The sequence below is a fragment of the Sphingobacterium sp. Ag1 genome, assembly GCF_000988325.1.
Classification (GTDB): domain Bacteria; phylum Bacteroidota; class Bacteroidia; order Sphingobacteriales; family Sphingobacteriaceae; genus Sphingobacterium.
On record NZ_LBGU01000043.1, the window covers coordinates 670,935 to 689,612 of the forward strand.

General features: G+C 41.2%; 14 protein-coding genes. 7 read left to right on the top strand and 7 right to left on the bottom strand.

Annotated elements, in window-relative coordinates; all coding sequences use genetic code 11:
- Positions 1 to 7: 7 nt before the first annotated feature.
- The 3 genes from AAW12_RS20110 to AAW12_RS25775 all read right to left on the bottom strand — a co-directional run bounded on the left by AAW12_RS20110 (position 8) and on the right by AAW12_RS25775 (position 4,410).
- On the bottom strand, positions 8 to 2,536 hold the full coding sequence (locus AAW12_RS20110) for an outer membrane beta-barrel family protein (RefSeq protein ID WP_046675363.1): 2,529 nt from the start codon (positions 2,534 to 2,536) through the stop codon (positions 8 to 10).
- A gap of 154 nt (positions 2,537 to 2,690) precedes the next feature.
- Complete coding sequence (locus AAW12_RS20115; RefSeq protein ID WP_046675364.1) at positions 2,691 to 3,380, bottom strand: LytR/AlgR family response regulator transcription factor; 690 nt, start codon at positions 3,378 to 3,380, stop codon at positions 2,691 to 2,693.
- Complete coding sequence (locus tag AAW12_RS25775) at positions 3,370 to 4,410, bottom strand: sensor histidine kinase (protein WP_053003861.1); 1,041 nt, start codon at positions 4,408 to 4,410, stop codon at positions 3,370 to 3,372. The genes AAW12_RS20115 and AAW12_RS25775 overlap by 11 nt, the downstream gene beginning before the upstream one ends.
- A gap of 308 nt (positions 4,411 to 4,718) precedes the next feature.
- On the opposite strand from AAW12_RS25775, the gene AAW12_RS20125 reads away from it, so the two are divergent.
- From AAW12_RS20125 to AAW12_RS20135, 3 genes are all read left to right on the top strand, one after another.
- Positions 4,719 to 5,675 (top strand): aldo/keto reductase, encoded by a 957-nt coding sequence (locus AAW12_RS20125; RefSeq protein WP_046675365.1) that lies wholly within the window; start codon positions 4,719 to 4,721, stop codon positions 5,673 to 5,675.
- Between the two features lie 19 nt (positions 5,676 to 5,694).
- The gene (locus AAW12_RS20130; RefSeq protein WP_046675604.1) at positions 5,695 to 6,177 is read left to right on the top strand and encodes a YdeI/OmpD-associated family protein; all 483 of its coding nucleotides are present in this window, start codon (positions 5,695 to 5,697) and stop codon (positions 6,175 to 6,177) included.
- Between the two features lie 92 nt (positions 6,178 to 6,269).
- Positions 6,270 to 7,256 carry a Gfo/Idh/MocA family protein gene (locus tag AAW12_RS20135; RefSeq protein ID WP_046675366.1) on the top strand — a complete coding sequence of 329 codons (987 nt, stop codon included), beginning with the start codon at positions 6,270 to 6,272 and terminating at the stop codon, positions 7,254 to 7,256.
- A gap of 284 nt (positions 7,257 to 7,540) precedes the next feature.
- Here the strand turns inward: AAW12_RS20135 and AAW12_RS20140 are convergent, their stop codons facing one another.
- On the bottom strand, positions 7,541 to 8,518 hold the full coding sequence (locus AAW12_RS20140; RefSeq protein WP_046675367.1) for a cyclase family protein: 978 nt from the start codon (positions 8,516 to 8,518) through the stop codon (positions 7,541 to 7,543).
- Positions 8,519 to 8,527: 9 nt separating this feature from the next.
- On the bottom strand, positions 8,528 to 9,511 hold the full coding sequence (locus AAW12_RS20145) for an aldo/keto reductase (protein ID WP_046675368.1): 984 nt from the start codon (positions 9,509 to 9,511) through the stop codon (positions 8,528 to 8,530).
- Between the two features lie 331 nt (positions 9,512 to 9,842).
- Between AAW12_RS20145 and AAW12_RS20150 the strand changes: the two genes are divergently transcribed.
- The gene (locus tag AAW12_RS20150; RefSeq protein WP_084823255.1) at positions 9,843 to 11,525 is read left to right on the top strand and encodes an FAD-binding dehydrogenase; all 1,683 of its coding nucleotides are present in this window, start codon (positions 9,843 to 9,845) and stop codon (positions 11,523 to 11,525) included.
- Positions 11,526 to 11,686: 161 nt separating this feature from the next.
- Here AAW12_RS20150 and AAW12_RS20155 read toward each other — a convergent pair whose 3' ends face one another.
- Positions 11,687 to 12,556 (bottom strand): DMT family transporter, encoded by an 870-nt coding sequence (locus AAW12_RS20155; protein ID WP_046675370.1) that lies wholly within the window; start codon positions 12,554 to 12,556, stop codon positions 11,687 to 11,689.
- Positions 12,557 to 12,904: 348 nt separating this feature from the next.
- Between AAW12_RS20155 and AAW12_RS20160 the strand changes: the two genes are divergently transcribed.
- Both AAW12_RS20160 and AAW12_RS20165 read left to right on the top strand, forming a co-directional pair.
- The gene (locus AAW12_RS20160; RefSeq protein WP_046675371.1) at positions 12,905 to 14,188 is read left to right on the top strand and encodes a Gfo/Idh/MocA family protein; all 1,284 of its coding nucleotides are present in this window, start codon (positions 12,905 to 12,907) and stop codon (positions 14,186 to 14,188) included.
- A gap of 12 nt (positions 14,189 to 14,200) precedes the next feature.
- Positions 14,201 to 15,961 (top strand): alpha-L-fucosidase, encoded by a 1,761-nt coding sequence (locus AAW12_RS20165; protein ID WP_046675605.1) that lies wholly within the window; start codon positions 14,201 to 14,203, stop codon positions 15,959 to 15,961.
- 115 nt (positions 15,962 to 16,076) lie between these two features.
- On the opposite strand, the gene AAW12_RS20170 is transcribed toward AAW12_RS20165, so the two are convergent.
- Positions 16,077 to 16,922: a cold-shock protein gene (locus tag AAW12_RS20170; protein WP_046675372.1), complete on the bottom strand. Its 846-nt coding sequence runs from the start codon at positions 16,920 to 16,922 to the stop codon at positions 16,077 to 16,079.
- A 322-nt stretch (positions 16,923 to 17,244) separates the two neighbouring features.
- Between AAW12_RS20170 and AAW12_RS20175 the strand changes: the two genes are divergently transcribed.
- On the top strand, positions 17,245 to 18,144 hold the full coding sequence (locus tag AAW12_RS20175; RefSeq protein WP_046675373.1) for an SPL family radical SAM protein: 900 nt from the start codon (positions 17,245 to 17,247) through the stop codon (positions 18,142 to 18,144).
- Positions 18,145 to 18,678: the final 534 nt, after the last annotated feature.

The following is an 18,678-nucleotide window of genomic DNA, read 5'->3' on the forward strand; positions in this document are numbered from 1 at the left end:
TTATTTTTTATTGCATTTGTAAGCCTTCCATTGAATTCTGGTTTTTGTTTTTCTTAAACATATTCATATCCATTTTTCCAAAACGGTAGGAAAGATTTAATTTGATCAACTGTGGATTAGAAAGTCGATAGTAGGTTTGAGAGAATCCTTCACCTGATGAAACAATGGTATTGCCACGTGATCTGAAGATGTCATTAATAGCCAATGTTGCTGAGGCAGCCTGATTTTTCAAGAAGCTTTTCTTAATAGCCAAATCTATGCCATAGAATGGTTTGATATAGCCTTGGGAAGAGCTTTGTGCCTGGTTCATTGGTGGGCCGAATGTCTGGCCCTGTGTAACTGGCATATTTGTTTTGCCTTGATATTCAAAAGCAAGCTGTAGGTTCCAGTTTTTCTGTAAGTTGAATGTATTGTTCAATTTTCCAAATACTGTCCACATACCTTCCGACGGTGTTTTCTCATCAACTTCAATTTTAGAATTGTAGAAGTTGAGGTCTGCTGTCAGATCCCACCATTTTTTGAGATTATTGGTATACGTGAATTCGGCACCATAATTTTTGCTGGAGTTGGCATTGATGTAGGTATTGATAAAATCCATTTTGTTCGTCACCGGATTGAGTTCCTGTGTTAGGTAACGTGTAATTAGATTGTTTGTACGTTTATAGTATACCGTTGCCAAAAATGTACCTTTTCCATGTGCGCGACTGTAGGAAAGTTCGCCGGATGTAGTGAATTCAGGAACAAGATCGGGATTACCTCGTGTAATATTTAAGCTGTCTGTGTAGTCAACAAAAGGGATGAGCTGAAAGAAGTTCGGACGGTTGACACGACGGGTTACGCTCATTTGTATTTGGTCTTTCTCGGTTAGCTTTTTGCTCAGGAACAAAGAAGGAAATAAGCTAAGGGGGTACTTGTTGTGAAACTTTTCATTTGTATTCAAAAGTTCGCCGTCGTACGTTGAGCTTTCTGCGCGTAATCCAACTTTATAGGATACCCAGTCTTTGAGATTTCCTCCAAGTGAGGCATAGGCTGCATAGACGCTGTTTTTATTATTATAGTTTGCTGAAGCTGCGGTGATATTTTCAAAATCCTCCTTATCCACTGCTTTTAAGGAATTCGTGTTGAGGTTTTTGAGTTTATTGATCTGGGCACGCAGGCCAGTTTCGAGTTTCATGCCATTTTTGAACGGTTTGACATAATCTGCCTGCACAGTCATAAATTTATTGTTGCCGGAGCCGTTGTTTTTTTGGATCTGCGTTCCGCTGACCTCATCGCTGGCATTGCGATAATTGGTCGTATATAGACCATTTGAGGTGTTATTACCGCCAAAGTAATTGAAATCGACAGACAATTCTTCGCCTTCAGTTTTGAATTTTTGGACGAGACCAGCTTGCAGGCCACGTGGTTTAAAGCTTCTTTCAGATTCGGAAATGCGATCGCTCATTGAAGTATTGCCCCCTGAAGTGGTGGAAATTGCTGAATTTTCATTAGGCTTAAATTTACCCTGAACCAACACTCCGGCGACAGATAGCGTTGTTTTGGGACTTAAGTCGTAATCTACGCCAAGCCGGCCAAAGGTAATCATACCTTTTGTTTTGCCCTCGATATCTTGATCTACTGTCGATTCTATGCCATTAATTGTACTGGTACGGTGGCTGTCGCCCTCGGTGTTGGTCCGCATGCGCATATTCATTCCCGTCAGTGAGATGTTGAATTTATTCTGACGCAGATTTAAACTACCCATAAAGTTGGTCCCGCCAAAGCGGTCGCCACCTAAGGTGACCATACCATTGTATCCGGCTTTCTTATTTTTTTTCAGAATAATATTGAGGATACCGGCCATACTTCCAGAAGCGTCGTATTTGGCAGATGGATTTGTGATGATCTCGATTTTGTCAATGACATCAGCCGGAATTTGATCCGGTGTAAGCGTGGTCGGTTTTCCGTCAACAAAAATCGTTGGCGCTGCATTTCTCAATTTTACATTACCGTCGATATCTACTTGTACAGAAGGCATATTGCGGAGTACATCGATTGCTGTACCGCCAGCCGCGACGATATTTTTCTCTACGTTGAAGACTTTTTTGTCGATATCCATTTCGAGTAATGCCTTGCGGCCAGTCACGGTGACTTCATCGAGCTTACGGTTGTCATTTTCCAGTTTGATCGCGCCGATATCTTTGGTTGTTTTTCCATCGGTATAGTCTACAGCTAGATCAATCGGTGCATAGCCTACAGAGCTAATTTTTAACTTCCATTTTTCTTTTGGTGAAATGGCTGCGAAATTGAATTTTCCATTTTCTGAAGAACTGGTACTTTTTACGAGAATTTCCCTTTCTTTACCTGTAGCTTGATCCTTGATGACCTTCAATAAATTCACGGAAGCTTGTGCGATCGGTTTCCCGTTGTCGTCCACAATTTGGCCGGAGAGCTGACCTTCGGACATGGCGAAAGCAGGACGACCGCCTGCAGGGGCTTGAGCGTGTACAGAAGCAACCGCAGTTGCCATTAGTGCTATTGCTATAAATCTTTTCATTTTTTCTTTGCTATGCTATCGGCTATGCGGATTAGGCTGTTCGATAGTACGCAAATTTGAAAAGGATTTTTTAGCTATGCAATCATCTGTAGACCGAAGCGGCGAATGTGTAGACGAACGGATAATTGTATCGATTCAATTTGTACCTTTAGCATTAGATAAACTGTTCGATATTTTTAATATATTTTTTACCGATAGGAAGGGCAGTTTCGGGTAAGGTGAGTTTGCTTTGACCGACCTGTTCAATACGATTTTTGTTGACAATAAAGGAATTATGTATGCGTAGAAAATCGACTGTAGGTAATATTTTTTCCATCCCTCGGAGGTTGCTGCGCGTAAGAAGTGGCGATTCACGGTCGACCAGGTATATTTTCACATAGTCTTTCAAGCCTTCGATGTAGCTGATTTCATGGAGAAAAATTTTCGTCTTTTTGTATTCTACATTGACGATAATATGATCCTGTTCGGGTAGCTGTTTTGCACGGAGCAGCATACTTTCTTCCACTTTTCGGACTGCGGCTGCGAGTCGTTCTTTTGAAATGGGTTTAAGCAGATAATCTACGGCATTTAGCTCGAAACCTTCAACAGCATATTGGTGATAGGCCGTGGTGAAGATAACTAAGGGGCGTGGAGTGAGTTCGCGAATAAACTGCGTACCCAATTGATCGGGCATTTCAATATCCAGAAAAATCAGATCGATAGCGTGATCTTTTAAATAGTCTTCAGCTTCGGCCGTCGCATTAAATTTACGGGCGACTTCGATTTGCTCAAAATTCAATAAGTCGTCTTCTAAAATGTTGAGCGCGAAGGGTTCATCATCGATTAGTATACATTTAATCTTCATCGGTCATCAGTTTTAAAGTCACTTCGAAATCTCCAGCATCGGTTTTTCCGATCCTGAGGTCATGTCGGTTGGGATACAGTAATTGTAATCGTCTGCGTACATTGGTCAGTCCTATCCCTTCGTTTGGACGCGGTTCCGTATGTTGTAAAATGCTATTTCGGGATATAAAGATAATGCCACCTGGAGTATCCTGAAATTGAAACTGTATCTGTGGTTCAGTTTTGCTATCCACACCATACTTGAATGCATTTTCCACAAAATGGATGAAGAGTAATGGGGGGATCATTCTGTTTTTGACTCTGTCTTCGATATCCAGTGCTACATTTCCTTGAATAGGAAGACGAAGGGTCTGTAAGGCGATAAAATTGCGCATATGGTCGATCTCTTTAAAAAGTTCGACTTTGGGGCCGTCTACTTCGTAAAGTATGTAGCGTAGCATTTCGGACAACTTAACAATAGTGTCTTCGGAATCTGATGATTGTTTACGAATGAGCCAACGGATATTATTGAGCGTATTGAATAGGAAATGTGGGCTGATCTGAAGTTTTAACATCGTTAGTTCTGCCGTTGTTTTTTCAAGCGCAATCTGTTTGTTGAGCTCCTTTTGTCGGGCTTGCTCATCGTAGAGAAAGATCATCGAAGAGGTGATCATACAGAGTGAGTAAATAATGCCCGGGCCGATGACCAATCGTACGAAAAGAATATTTTCCTTGCTCAGATGAGCGAGCTCCCCATCTGGATTAAAATAGACTATACAGTAGTTCAGTGCTACATAGGTGGCGAATCCAAGTGCCATTAATAGTACAAAGATCTTTCTGCGACCAAAAAAATAGGTAGGTGCAACAACGTAGCAGTGCAAGTAAAAATGAGTAGCCAGGAATACAATATTTACTAAATGCGATAATGCCGAATAAGGCTTGAAATCCGCGATTTTATCCGGCTGGTAGAGGTACGTAATAAAGGGCAAAAGCAGTAATATGGTCCAGATGACAATATGTAAATAGAATTTTCTGAAGAATCTGCCAATCATGTTATATCTAATTAATCCCCTTACTTTTGGATAAGACCAAACTTAGATAAATTGCTTTTTATATGCAATATAAATACGTTTATAGGTAAAAACAATTATTCATCAAAGCTGTTCTCCGAAGGTTATCATGGTCTGTTGTCAATCGATATGGTGTTATAAACATGAGCAGCTATTAAATGAAATGATGTTAAAAAGAGGTTCACGAAAGAACACGAAAACGGGAAATAGGCTGGACTGTTGGAAATAGTTTTGTATTTTGCAGGTATAAACTTTGTAACGTGACGTTCAATCCAAACCGATATCAGCATATGCCCTACAGACGCTGTGGGAAGAGTGGCATTCTCTTGCCAGCCATTTCATTGGGGCTTTGGCAAAATTTTGGTGAAACCGATATTCAAACGGTGTTCCGCAAAACCTTGATGACCGCTTTTGATCACGGGATTACCCATTTTGACCTTGCCAATAATTATGGTCCGCCTCCGGGAAGTGCAGAAGAGAACTTTGGACATATATTGCGTAGCGATTTTGTGGGCTATCGTGATGAACTTTTAATTTCCACTAAAGCGGGATATACCATGTGGCCGGGTCCGTATGGTGACTGGGGAAGTCGTAAATATTTGATGGCCAGTTTACATCAGAGCTTAAAACGTATGAAGCTCGATTATGTGGATATATTTTACCATCATCGACCGGATCCGAATACACCGTTGGAAGAGACGATGGTCGCATTGCGAGATATTGTTCATCAAGGAAAGGCCTGCTATATGGGTTTGTCCAATTATCCTCCTGATCTTGCTCAGAAAGCTGCTGCGTTATTGCGTGCAATGGGGACACCATGCCTTATTCATCAGCCTAAATATTCGATGTTGGTGCGGACACCTGAGGAGGGGCTTTTGGATGTGCTGCAGGCAGAAGGAATCGGAGCGATCGCTTTCTCTCCTTTGGCACAGGGACTGTTGACCAATAAATACTTAGGTGGCATTCCGGCAGATTCGCGCGCTTCGAAAGAGCATTTTTTGAAAAGTGACATGATCACTGCTGAATTGATGGAGAAGATAGACCGGTTGAATAATCTGGCGATACAAAGAGGCCAAACATTGGCTCAAATGGCAATTGCATGGTTGTTGAAAGATGAACGTGTAAGCTCCGTTTTGGTAGGGGCCAGAAATAGTGAGCAACTGGTTGATTCGCTCAAGGCCCTGGACAAGCTGGACTTTACAGAGGATGAATTGGCACTTATTGATGCTATTCTCAAGTATAATTAATCACCTAATTGATCGTGTCATGTTTGCCTTTGAAGCACAATTGGAAATTATCGGTATCAATCCTTTTGTTTTTGTTCCTGCTGATATTCTGGAAAACCTATTTAAGGATGCGGGAATGAACAAAGGTTATATTCCTGTGAAGGGAAAAGTTAATGAAAAAGATTATGTTCAGACCTTGCTGCGATTTCAGGGGGAATGGAGACTGTACATTAACACGGTTATATTGGCGAACTCGCCGAAACGAATCGGCGAGACCTTAACCATAACAATCGCTTTTGATCCGGAAGACCGGACTATTTTGCCTCATCCAGAACTCGAAGCAGCATTTGCGCTAAATAAGGATGCACTAAAGGTGTTTGATGGATTGTCTCCATCAAAGCAAAAGGAAATTATCCGTTATATTTCTAACTTAAAAACTGCGGATAGTCGAAGAAAAAACATCGAAAGGGCGATCGGTTTTCTATTGGGTAAAAATCGATTTGTGGGGCGTGAAAAGCCCTAAGAACTCAGACCAGTACTTCCATGTATGTCCTGTAATTACGGCCAGATATAGGGAGGATTGGTTAGAATTTTAGTGATAATTTGAATATACTTATGGACAATCCTAAAATAGTATGGGGTATCATCGGCTGTGGTGATGTCACAGAAAAAAAAAGTGGACCTGCGTTTAATCGGATAAATAATAGTCAGCTAATGGCTGTCATGCGAAGGGATGCGGCGAAAGCTGCTGATTATGCTAAGCGACATCAGGTACCCCTATGGTTTTCAGACGCTGACGATTTACTTGATAATATCGATCTCAATGCAATTTATGTCGCAACGCCACCGTCCTCTCATCTCGCGTATGCACTATCTGCCCTGCGTAAAGGGAAATCTGTTTACGTTGAAAAGCCCGTTACGTTAAATGCGATAGAGGCTGAATCATTATTGGCGGAAGTAAAAAGCAGTAACGGGAAATTGGTTGTTGCGCATTACCGTAGACAATTGCCTTTGTTTCTAAAGGTTAAAGAGCTTGTTGAAAACGGTGAAATTGGCCAGCTAAGGACGGTGCAACTCCGTTTATGGCAAAGCAGAACGCCCGACCTGGTAACTAAAAGTGGCGGAGATTGGCGTACTGATCCTGCTGTTTCGGGCGGCGGCTACTTTTTTGATTTAGCCCCTCATCAATTGGATTTGATGCTTTACTTTTTTGGAATGCCGATTTCATACGATGGTTTTAGCTTAATTCAGGATAGGGACAGTGCTGTTGCCGATCAAACCACAGGGACCATTTTATTTAATAATCAGCTTGTTTTTCATGGAAGTTGGTGTTTTAATGTTGCCAAAGAAAATCAGGTAGACAGTTGTGAAATTGTTGGAAGCCTTGGTCGTATTTGTTTTTCCATTTTTGGAAATTCAGTTGTTATCGAAACAGGGGATGGAGAGCAGGAATTCAGATTTGACCATCCCGAAAATATTCAATTGCCGATGATTTCGCGTGCGGTAGAGTATTTCAGCGGCATTGGGCCAAATCCATCTCCGATTGAGGAAGCCTTGGTCCTGATGCAGATCATCGATAACTTTTCGACAATAAGGCAATAATATTTTGCTTTGCTGATAAGCTGTAGTCTTTAAGGATGAAGCAGGTATAATGGAAAGCCTATTTGGAAGATAGGTATGATTTCGGTCTTCCAAATAGGCTTAATTTTTCTGACAGTGTCTGATCTTATTAGCCACAAAGAACCTTCAGTTTGCTTTCATTACTGTTGGTGTCTGCGAAGTTAAGAAGGTTTTATTAAGTATTCTTTCTTTTGAATGGACCCATTGGAGCAATGAGTTCTAAGTTGGTGCCATAAAGAGGTGCACCGAACTGATCTTAAAAGCAATTAATAGATCGCTACTGGATTGACATTGACCTGTGTGGATCCGACATATAAGGGCTGTCCAAGGACAAATAGAAATTCCCAGACTTTTTCTTTTACCAAGGGGCGTGTGTCGATTAATTCAAGATTGTATATGCCACGTTTGGCCAATAAAAACTGATTGATTGGAAATTCTTCGTTGGTATTGGGGTTTGGATATACTTCGGATGCCCACGTGTCACCACCAAAAGCAACGATACCTTGATCTGCTAGCCATTTTGCTGCATCCATACCGATACCGGGTTCAGTTTCCAGGAACTGTTGGTTGTTGTTGCCGATCAATTCTAACCAACCTGTGTTGAATAAGACGATGTCACCTTTTTTGATCGTGATCCCTTGTTTTTTTAATACCGATTGAATGGCTTCAACGGTAAATTCTGTACCACCTGGAACGATATCTTTTCCATAATAGGCTGTCATATCCAAGACAATAGCACGGGTTACCAGTGGTGGGACTTTTTCTATTCCAAGTTTTTTAACGCCTTCTACCGTAACAAAATCCTGCGCTTTGTTGCCATTGTAGTAGATATTGTTGATTCCGATATGTCCAATACCGTTCAATTGGGTGCCGACACCGGTCCAGGCATTTACCAATTCGTCGTTGAAAGTGAATTTATTGGGACCAAGTGTTGCACCAGCCTGTTCTCCGGGTTGTATATTATACAAGTTAAAACTACGGTGGCGGAAAGCTGGAAGCTGTTTGTTTACAGGGACAGCAAGAGGGACAGTTTTTCCCTTTTTGACAAGTTTTAATGACTGTAGCACCAATTCTGGTGATATTAAATTGGCAGCTCCGATCTCGTCGTTCTTACCATAAGCAGCATGATGCCATGTACTATCTGTTGGGTCTACCAATAATGTTTTATTTTGCGCATTGCTTTGCAATGCTGTGAGTGACAGTACCCCCATGAGGAGTACTGTCAACTGATTGAATTTTTTCATCGTTGAATATTAAATTTTTGCTAATGCAAGATTGATAAAGGATAGTTCTTCTGCGGTAAGCGTGATGTCGATGGCTTGCGCATTTGCGATGGCCTGCTCTGCATTTCGGGCACCTGCCAAGACTACAGTGATCGCCGGCTGTAAACTAGTCCAGCGTAATACCAATTGGGAAAGCGTGACACCTTTGTTTGCGGCAATTGGACTGATGGTATCCAAGAAGGTCTTTACCTTGGCCAGATCAAATTGTTGGAAATAACCATTGCGGTGATCGTTTTCTTTTAATTTACCCGTATTGAAATATTTACCGGTTAACAAACCACGCTCCATAGGGCTATATACAATGATACCTAGATCATTTTCCTTTGCGTAAGGAACAAGGTCCTGTTCGATACCTCGGTTCAGCATGCTGTAACCAACTTGATTACTCGCTATATTGAGGGTTTTTCGTGCTTCTGAAACTTGATCAACGCTATAATTGCTGACACCGGCAGCACGGATCTTACCTTGTTGTAAAAGAAGATCCAAGGCTTCCATCGTTTCGGAAATCGGAGTTGTACTATCTGGCCAGTGAATCTGTAGTAGATCGATATAGTCGGTGCGTAAGCGTTTTAGGCTATTCTCTACTTCCTGAATTACACTAGCTTTTGATGCATATTTATAAACTGGAATAGTTTTACCAGCTTCTTCTGCGTCAAAGAAAAATTCACCTTTTCCTTGGTTACTACCGTCCCATACCAAACCAAATTTGGTCAATACCTGTATTTTGGTCCGATCATAACCTTGAATTGCCGCACCGATCATTTCTTCACTCAAACCAAAGCCATAAAACGGGGCTGTATCTAATGTAGTGACACCGTTGTCGATCGATGCTTTCACAGAATCAATAGAATCTTTCTTTTCATTTCCGCCCCACATGTTGCCGCCAATTGCAAAAGCTCCGTACGTAATTGCTGATAATTCTAAATCTGTTTTTCCTAATTTTCTGTATTCCATTTTTTATTTTTTATGTCTCTTGTTAAATTTTATTTGTCGTTCTGATGCACCTTTTTTTACCAAATAAATCTGTTCGAAAGGATGCCTACTATTATCTGAATGATTGATGGCACAAAGTTATAACGCTATTTTTTATTATTAAAATAATTTAAATTAGGTTATTCTATTATTTTTATGATATAATGCTGGGTCCTTTTTTTGAAAAGCGCCGGCAGATTTCTGTTAAGTTTTTCTTGTACATTCCTACACAAACTAGTAGATTTATATAGTGTGGTAGGTCTTGTGAGCACTTACATTTTTATTGGGATAACCGTTCAGTAAAAGAATATCTATGCAAACAGTTGAACAATTTAAACCTGATGTGATTATTATCGGAGCGGGTTTAGCAGGGCTTACAGCAGCAATGGAGGTTACCAATGCTGGTAAGAAAGTGCTTCTTGTGGATCAGGAGACAGCTGAAAATCTTGGTGGTCAGGCCTATTGGTCCTTTGGTGGGCTTTTTCTTGTCAATTCATCTCAACAACGTCGCATGGGTATCAAGGATTCTTTTGAACTGGCTCGGCAGGACTGGATGGGAACTGCAGGATTTGACCGCGAGGAGGATTATTGGCCGCGACAATGGGCAGAGGCCTACCTGAAATTTGCGACGGAAGAGAAGGCTGCTTACGTCGCTAAGCTCGGTATTAAGCTGATGTTTATGGTCGGTTGGGCTGAGCGCGGTGACGGATCGGCCTCGGGGCATGGTAATTCCGTTCCTAGATTTCATGTTAGTTGGGGGACTGGAACTGGCGTTGTGAAACCTTTTGTGGATAAAGCTTTTGCTGCGCAGGAAAAAGGTCTGCTGCGGTTTTGCTTTCGACATCGCGTGACAAAATTGCTAACGCAAGATGGCGCGGTCATCGGAATTGCGGGCGATGTTTTGGAAGATGATAACAAAGCAAGGGGTGTTGCTACCAACAGAAATATTCTTGCAGCGTTTGAATATTATGCAGATCAGGTCGTTATTGCTTCGGGAGGGATTGGAGCAAATCATCAATTGGTACGCGAAAATTGGCCTGAACGATTAGGGAAAGCACCAGTGCAAATGATTTCAGGTGTTCCCGCCTATGTCGATGGAAAAATGATTGGAATTGCCGAAGAGGTTGGGGCTCATATGATAAACCGCGATCGCATGTGGCATTATACGGAAGGGATTGAAAATTGGAATCCAATATGGCCTATGCACGGCATCCGTATCTTGCCTGGGCCGTCTTCATTGTGGTTTGATGCCCGCGGTAATAGGCTTCCAGCTCCTTATTTACCTGGATTTGATACCTTGGGTACACTCAGACACCTGCAAGAAACAGGCTTTTCTTATTCCTGGTTTATCCTGACACAGAAGATTATCAAAAAGGAGTTTGCTCTTTCAGGTTCAGAACAGAATCCGGATATCACCAACAAGGATTATAGGTTATTTTTGAAACGCATTTTTGGGAAAAATGCACCTGGACCAGTTGAGGCTTTTAAGGAAAAGGGACCTGATTTTATTGTTTCGGACAATCTAAAGGATCTCGTCGCTCGTATGAATGGTTTGACAGGGGAGGATCTATTGGATTATGAAGCGATTAAATCGCAAATTGAAGCGCGTGACCGGGAGGTCGATAATAAGTTTTCAAAGGACACGCAAGTAAATTATATTCGAAATACACGAAACTACCTTGGTGATAAATTAGGTCGAGTGGCAGCCCTCCATAAAATCCTGGCGCCGGAAAATGGACCGCTCATTGCGGTACGTCTCCATGTGTTGACGCGTAAAACCTTAGGCGGTCTCAAAACGAATCTCCATTCGCAAGTACTAACAAAGGATAACAAGGTGATAGCGGGTTTGTATGCAGCGGGCGAGGTAGCTGGATTTGGTGGTGGTGGCATGCATGGTTATCGAGCGTTAGAAGGCACTTTTTTGGGCGGTTGTATATTCTCAGGCATGAAAGCCGGACAACATATTGCGCGTTTGCCAAAGGCAGCATCTACCTAAAAAATGTTATGAAAGACGATTCTTTTCTTTATAATGCCAGTTTTTCCACCCGATGTTGTTGCCGGATAGCGTCGGCCCAGGCCATCGGTGGTTACATTTAACGTTAAAACAACATTTCTATAGGCAATCAATGCGATGTTTGCCTATTGAAAAAGAAATTATTAAGTTTTATTCCGGATAGAGCGCAGCGTTTGAAGAAGAACAGAAACGAGTACAAAAGCGAGCCCCACATAAAAGGAAGCATTGACTTGTTTGCCTTCGTTGAAGAATAAAAAAGCAATGATAATCGAATAGATGGGCTCAAGATTGAAACTCAAATTGACCGTAAATGCAGATAGCTTCTTGAGTGATTCGGCAAAAAGAACATAAAGACCAACCGTACAAAATAAAGACAGCAAGATTAAATAGATCCCATCAGAAAAGCTTGGTATAAAACGTTCGGTGGGAAATAAATAATAGAAAATAGGCAGTCCAAGTCCCAATACAATGGTGCCACTAAGCATTTGATAATAGTTGAGTAATTTACTATCATATTGTTTGACCAATCGCTCATTGTAGATGGTATATAGGGCCGCGAAAATAGTTGAAATTACACCCAAAATAATGCCCATTTGATAAGAGCTATCAAAATGAAAGATTAAACTGATTCCGATCAAGGTCAACATGCTTAACATCAGCTGCGCCGCACTAAATCTTTTTTTATTGATGATAGGTTCTAGAATGGCTGTGAAAAAACTGGTCAGGCAATAGCACACTACGCCAATGGAAATATTGGAAAACTTGATACTTCCATAGAAAAATATCCAATGGATGGTGAGCAATAATCCACCTCTTGCAATATTCAGTATATCTTTTGTCGATTTTAATCGCTCAATCTTGAATAATTTGAGGACAACGAAAAGAATAAGTGTTGAAAGTAAAACCCTAAACCACACGAGTGGTATCTGATTGAGGGTAATGAGTTTGCCGAAAACTCCGGTGAAGCCTGCGAGCAGTACCGCGGTATGAAGTACTAAATATGATTTTTTCATAAGAAAAATGTCTTTCCCATAAAGGGAAATTTAAAAGCCAAATAAATAGTTAATCCTTGTATCATCCGAATTTGCTCCTGATCAGATGTCATTATTCGTTTGACATTGCGCTATGTTATTTTGCTGGTGGAGAAAGACAAGTTCTTCGGTCCATGGTTTTATGCTAGTTTTTAACAAATATAGAAATTATCTACGGTATTCAAAGTCCTTTATTTCAGCCATTTTGTTGGATTAATATTCTTCATCCTAAAGACTAAATCTTATATTAGTGATCTCACTAGGGGGATGCCCAAGATAATCGTCTTCCTAGTATTGAATATGCAATATCAATATAAACCAAACTAAACAATGAAGAGGAAAGAATTTATTCGAAATACGAGTCTGTTGGCGGCATCGGCACTTTTTGCACAGACGAAAGTATTCGGTTTTCAAGCTGATACGGTCCGTGTGGGGCTGATCGGTACCAACGGTATGGGTTGGTCTAATCTGAACGCTATCTTGAAAGTACCAGGCGTGCAGTGTACGGCATTATGTGATGTCGATGAAAATGTTTTGAAGAATCGCGCTGAGGAATTAAAGAAACGCAATATTGATGTGAAGACTTACATCGATTATAAAGATCTTCTGAAAGCAAATGACGTTGATGTTGTTATTGTCGCTACGCCCGATCATTGGCATTGCATGCAAATGGTTGATGCTGTTGCGGCAGGAAAAGATGTATATGTCGAAAAACCGATTGGCAACTCCATTCGAGAATGTGAAATTATGGTTGCAGCTGCTAAAAAGTATAAACGTGTTGTACAGGTAGGGCAGTGGCAACGAAGCCAACAACATTTTAGAGATGCGATGGATTTTGTTCATAGCGGAAAATTGGGAAAGATACGCCTTGTTAAGGCTTGGGCTTATCAAGGTTGGATGAAGAGTATTCCGGTTCAGGCAGACGCTCCTGTTCCTACTGGAGTACATTATGATAAATGGTTGGGGCCAGCCCCAAAACGTGCGTTTAATCCCAATCGTTTTCACTTCAATTTCAGGTGGTATTGGGATTATGCTGGTGGCCTGATGACCGATTGGGGTGTACATATGTTGGATTATGCGCTCATCGGAATGAAAGTGTCAGATCCTGTTTCGGTAATGGCTGCTGGCGGTAAATTTGCTTATCCCGACGACGCCGCTGAAACACCAGATAGTCTAACAACGGTGTATGAGTTTGATGGATTTAATGTTCAATGGGAGCAGGCAACAGGTATAGATTTGGGCCCTTATCAGAAGACTCACGGTGTTGCTTTCATTGGTAATAATGGTACCTTGGTCGTTAATCGTGAAGGCTGGGAAGTTATTCCCGAGAAAGGACGAATGGACGCTGTCTCTTTCCAACGTTCACAGGACAATGGACTGGACAAGCATATGGTTAATTTCGTTGAAGCTGTTAGAAAGAAATCAGTAGAAGGTCTTCATGCTCCGATAGAAGCGGGGGCTCATATTGCGATATTCTCACAGATGGGAAATATTGCGTACCGTTCTAAAAAGAAATTGTTTTGGGACAAACAAAAGCGCAGTTTCAATGATAAAGATGCGGATGGGTACTTAGTGAAAGTTTATCATAATGGCTATAATCTGCCTAAAGTGTAAGGAAATATGGGTATGAAAGGTATCGTATTGGGTCTCGCTCTGGCGACATTGTCTGCAAAGCAAGTTTCGGCGCAACAGATGGAAAAAATGTGGGATGGTCAAGGAGGAAAAAATTCCATTTCCCAAAATAGAGGGAAACTGTTCCGTGACGGCAAATATGCGATGTTTATCCATTGGGGAATCTATTCGCAGCTGGCAAATACCTGGAAGGGGAAAACGTTTTATGGCATAGGGGAATGGCTCATGAACAAGAGCATGGCCAATATCCCCGTCGCTGACTACATGGCCGCGGCGGCGTCATTTCATCCAGATCATTTTGACGCTAAGGCGATTGTGCAGCTTGCAAAAGATGCGGGGATGCGCTATATCGTGATTACGAGCAAACATCACGATGGATTTTCGATGTTTCATTCGAAAGTGAATTCGTTTAATATTGTTGAGGCGACCGATTTTAAACGTGATCCGATGATTGAGCTTGCGAAAGCCTGTAAGGAAGGGGGCATCGGTTTTGGCTTCTATTATTCGCAAAATCAGGATTGGACTTATCCCGGTGGAAACGGAGGTCCCAAGGTAGATGCTGCTGGTCAGCCGAAAACATTTGACGATTATTTTTGGGAGAAATGCTATCCTGAGGTGAACCAGATTACGACGCAGTATGGGCCGATAGAATTGGTCTGGTTCGATACGCCTGGTGGGATGGATAAGAAATACGCCCAAAAACTTGTCGAATTGGTTCATAAAAATCAACCTGGGGCTTACGTGTCGGGACGTGTTGGGCATGGACTCGGTGATTATTCTACTTTGGGGGATATGGAAGTACCACGGCAGAATGTTCCAGGTCTTTGGGAGGCAGTAGATGTAACCAACGACTCTTGGGGGTATGCTTGGTACGACAATAATTGGAAGAGTGCCCGTGAAATCTTGTCTCGTACATTGTCTACAATTAGCCGGGGCGGGACTTACATGTTAAATGTTGGGCCTAAACCAGATGGGACTATTCCAGAGCCAGCGAGCTTAGCTTTGCGTGGTGCTGGTGCATGGATCCGAAAATATCCAGCGGCCGTCTATGGTGCGCAAGCTTCACCTTGGGGGCACGCCTTGCCTTGGGGGGATGCTACTGTACAAGGACGTAAAATTTCATTATTGGTCTATCACTGGCCAACTAATGGAAAGTTGTTTGTTCCGGGCCTAACAAAAGGGATAACGTCGATCAATCTTTTAAACGCAGATGGGAAGAAAAAGTTAAATTATACGACCGATGGAAAATGGTTGGAGATCAATATCCCATCGGTAGCGTCGGATCCGCTGGTTTCTGTGATTGAGGTCGTTATGCAGGAGACACCTGTTATTGATAAAATGTTGGGTGTCGATCCGGCGATGGAGACAATTCTTCCTGTAGACTTTGCCGAAGTTGAAGGATGCCATAAAACCGGGAAATCCTGGATGGAGAAATTCGGTGAATGGAAACATGTCGTTCAAGTAGGGCAATGGAATGATCAAAGTAAACTAACGTATGCTATAGACATTGTTAAGCCAGGCTATTATCAAGTTGATCTAAATTATACAGGGCAGGGGAGAGTGGTGTGGAAGATTGAAAACTCGACTGGAGAGATCGTGCAGAATCAACAAGCCGCCGCTTCTGTGTATAATTGGTACCCTTGGGGATGGATGAAATTTAAAGCCGCAGGAAGATACAGCGTTACTGTTTCATTTCTTGAAGGTGATGGTGACAAGGTCAGTCTCAGTGCACTTCGATTTAAACCTGTAGAATAGGCTGTTGCTGTCTATTCTACAGGTTTTTCAATCATCAATTTCTGTGCTTTCTGCCTTAATTGATGATATTCCCAAAAAAATCAAACAGGGATTTTTAGGCAGGCATTCGATTCAGCTACTCTTGCATAAGAGTCTGTATTTTCTCAATAGAATCCTCATTCTCCAAAAACTCAAGATACGGTAACAAAGGTTCGATATCTTTTTTGTCCATTGTTTCTATGTCTTCAAATAAAGCATTTACAAAATCACTGCAAAAAGATTTGCCAAAGCTATAAGTGATGATTCTCGCAAGATCATCACAATCGATCTCCGTGGCATTCAGATTAAATACAAGTTCAGGTATTTCGTAGTCGCCTTCTGCCGGATAGCCGATATACCTAAACATGCTTTCCTTCCATACACGAAATAGAATTTGATGCGAGACATGTTTTCCAAAGTATTCGAACACCTTGGAAAGTAGATCGCAGGCTGCCTCCTTCTCAAAAACACCGGTAATGCTTTTGTCTATCAATTCAGCATAAGGAATGAAAATTGAGCTATCGAAATGAACATCAAAATTAGCGGTAAGCATAGCCAATATATGTTCTTTGGGCTGGATTCTTAGAAGTTGTCTTGCTGTTAATGAGGTTAAGTTGTGCTTTTGTTCTCGACCGTGGCTATCGGGGAGGAGCACGGTGTGTTCTTTGTCGAGGAGCGAGATGACGAATTTCCAATCTTCGGGCCTTTTGAGAATCCTGCAGTTCTGAGCGAGATAACCGCTTCTTTTTGGGTCAGGTTTCTTGTCTCCGACAATAACTTCTCCAGGTTGAATAACATGTTCTGGAGGAACTTTAAACCTGCGTATATGCACAAAGAGTTCTTCTCCGGAAGGTAACGCAAGAGTACCAAATCCTTTGTTATTGTCGAACCATTTGACAGCGCCGATAAACATGGCTGGAGTTGAGTTTTGTTTCAATAGCATAAAGGTAATGAATAAATGCATTTATTATGCATTGAAAATGAAATATTTGTATTTATTTGTCGTGAAAGACTTTTGACGGATCCGATGGATTCTTAGTCTACATGGTTAAGAACGCTTTCTAAACAGCCAAAATGTTCGTAATTTCAATAGAAAGCGACAATCAAATTAGTGGGACGGAATTGGACAGGTAGTCAAAAGGCGTTTTGAAAAATCGATTGAGAGAATAATTTCATAGCATTTTTTGTCGCCTAGGCGGAATTTTGAGTTAACTTAGTCTGTTGAAATCTGTTCTATAAAATCGTTCATTACTATAACGTACCCTATGCAGTCTGTAATTGTCAAATCTATTCTCAATAAAACAAAACAAAGAGATCCTTGGTTTCTTGACGATTACACCGTTAACCCTTATAGCGGATGCTCGTTCAATTGTTTATATTGTTATATCAGAGGTAGTAAATATGGTATTAATATGGCCGAAAAGCTAGGTGTAAAGCGCAATGCGGTGGATTTGTTGGACCGAGCCCTAGCGCTCCGTGCCCGTAAAAAACAATATGGAATAATTGTATTGTCGTCTGCAACGGATCCTTATTTGCAATTTGAGCAAACGGAGTTACTGACGCGGCAATTATTGGAAATTATAGTACATTATCGTTTTCCGGTGCATATTATTACCAAATCGGATCTAGTAAGTCGGGATTTTGATTTGTTGAAGCAGATCGATGCTGAAGCGATACTTCCATTGGATCTGCAGGGTAAATTGACACATCGCGCTTTTATTACTTTTTCCTTTTCAACCATCGATATGGAAATTGCCAGCATATTTGAACCAGGTGCACCATCGCCTGAGCTTCGTTTGAATACATTGAGTGAAGCACGTAAGATGGGATTGTGTAGTGGCGTAAGTTTAATGCCTTTGTTGCCCTTTATTTCGGATACCGGAACTCATCTTGATCAGATGTTTGGGACTTTTCGATCCATTGATGCAAATTATATTTTTCCAGCAACCTTGGCCTTGTATGGTTCTGATCCTGGTGATAATCGGACGTTGGTTATGCGTGCGGTCGAAAAACACTATCCACAACTCGTGGAAAAATACCAACGATTGTTTGGTGCGGACGGTAAACTTCCTGGCTATTATCGACAGGCATTTGCGGAAAAGGTTAAGGGACTATGTCTGCAATATGGGCTTAGGGACCGGCTGACGAATATTGATCCCTTATAAATTCCTGGGTATTTTTGGCGGTTGATCAATACCAAAGTAGCTTTTTCTCCTTCTCTGTGATGTGTGTTAAGTTGAGCCTTTTGCGTTTTTTCCTTATTGATAGGCCATTTAAGTTGAATGTGATGGTCTTGATTCTAATCTTTTTAATAAGCAATCTTATTCCGTAGTAAATACAGGTTTTTAGGTATGCTAACTGTTTGAATTTTAGCTTTTAATTGTATGTTTTCGCCCTGACTAAAACCGATTGAAGACAAATGTATTGGATAAAGGTTTTTTATGACGAAGTTTTATGTTAATACGAAGAAAATAATTAACCTAATTGTTTAGGTATGCTGTCGACTTAGTATTGGCTGCAATTCGTTGTTTTTCATGTTGTTTTGTTTCAAATATGTTACATTTCATTTCGTATAAGGTTTTTTATAAATATTGTTTGCTCATTTTTATTTAAAAATTTGATTATCAATATTTTGTCTTGTTTTTTTAAAGTTATTGATGTTTTGTTTTACTAAAAAATTAAAAAAGACATTCTGTTTC